We start from the raw sequence: 1,341 nt of genomic DNA, 5'->3' as shown, positions 1-1,341 counted from the left end.
GTAATGCACTATACATCAGTAACAAATAATATTGATAGAGATCCCAGTCCTTGCGACAGGATCTATGATATCAGTCTCTACTCCCCAGTCTAAATGCCAGTTCCCGTACTTAATCGTCAGCAGATAGCCGATATTGTTAAGCGCACTGGGGAGCAGGACAGAACAGGCTATTTTTTTCCGCCCATTGGCCAGTTTACAGAAATATCGAATTAGAGACAGCCATATCGTAACCAATCGGCCCAACATTTTGCCTGGATCGAACCATTCCTGTAATTCTCCGCGTCACTTGGGCCGACTGATGAATCGGCGTATCTCTGAGAGACTGTGCTCTCATCTGCAGAATGCGAAGCATCTGACATGCAGCTATGATCGAGGAGATGACGTAATATCTTTCAAGTCTATAGGTACTGTAGTGTTACTAACCTCGTTTTTAATAGGGCACTATGCTAATTTGTGAGGACTATTTCAGCGTTTAGGAGATGCTATGGGGGTTGAATTTCACATAACGAGAGCTGAATTTTGGGCAGATAATGATGATGCGCAGATAACTGCTGATGAATGGCTTAACTACATTAATAGCGATAACGAATTAAGCAGATATATTATTAATGGTGATTATCACGCCTTGTGGTCAGGTCCCTCATTGTACGAAGAGCCATGGCTTGACTGGAGTGCAGGTAATATTTATACCAAATGGCCAGACACATACCTGTACAGAAAGATGTTGGGGATTGCGAAGCATCTCAATGCCCAAGTAATGGATGATGATGGTACGATTTACAGTAACGAATCACAGTGGGAGTACGATCCGCCAACTAACATTTAACGTCTGCTCATGGCACGCAGAGCGGTTCAATCAGTGTGTTGCATCCATCGGTTGAACTCACAGCGAGGAGCGGATGTGCAACTTATGCCCTTATCATTGAGCCAGATAAGAAAAAATATTTTTCATGCAGTTATTGAAGTCATGTTATTAAACAATCTTACAGCTATTGAACAGACATCATAATCTTCGATGTTTGATAATACTGCCAGGGTATAGGCTGCTTCCTGTGAGCGCAAAAAATATGTTTCTCTTCCAAACGTAGAACCCTGGTGACAATAAATTTTCCCTGATTTATCCTCATCGAGTTCAATGCCAAAGCAGTATGAATTATGGTCTTCAATCATAATGTTGGTGTCAGTAGTCAGGGGAAGAGGGATAAGCATTTTTCTTATCAACTCCTTTCCTCCGACCAAACCCGAAGAAAAATTCAGTCCCCATTTCATTAAATCATTAGCAGATGAGTGTACAAGGCCTGCTCCGGTAACGCCCCATGGGCTGTGAACAGGGAAAAATAT

Annotated in this window: 1 protein-coding gene and 1 pseudogene; one reads left to right on the top strand and one right to left on the bottom strand. The window is 42.4% G+C overall.

The window, feature by feature from the left end:
• Positions 1–484 precede the first annotated feature (484 nt).
• Positions 485–826, top strand: coding sequence for a hypothetical protein (locus WH277_RS02765; protein ID WP_339457123.1), 342 nt, complete (start codon positions 485–487; stop codon positions 824–826).
• Between the two features lie 122 nt (positions 827–948).
• Here WH277_RS02765 and WH277_RS02760 read toward each other — a convergent pair.
• A pseudogene (locus WH277_RS02760) lies at positions 949–1,341 on the bottom strand (hypothetical protein); the annotation flags it as partial.

The organism is Erwinia sp. MYb416, assembly GCF_037479575.1.
Lineage (GTDB): Bacteria > Pseudomonadota > Gammaproteobacteria > Enterobacterales > Enterobacteriaceae > Erwinia > Erwinia rhapontici.
This window is presented reverse-complemented; position numbering and strand designations above follow the sequence as displayed.

What these genes read in the sequence shown, in the direction of transcription:
- WH277_RS02765 (WP_339457123.1), top strand. Translation starts at nt 485, where the DNA reads ATGGGGGTTGAATTTCACATAACGAGAGCTGAATTTTGGGCAGATAAT.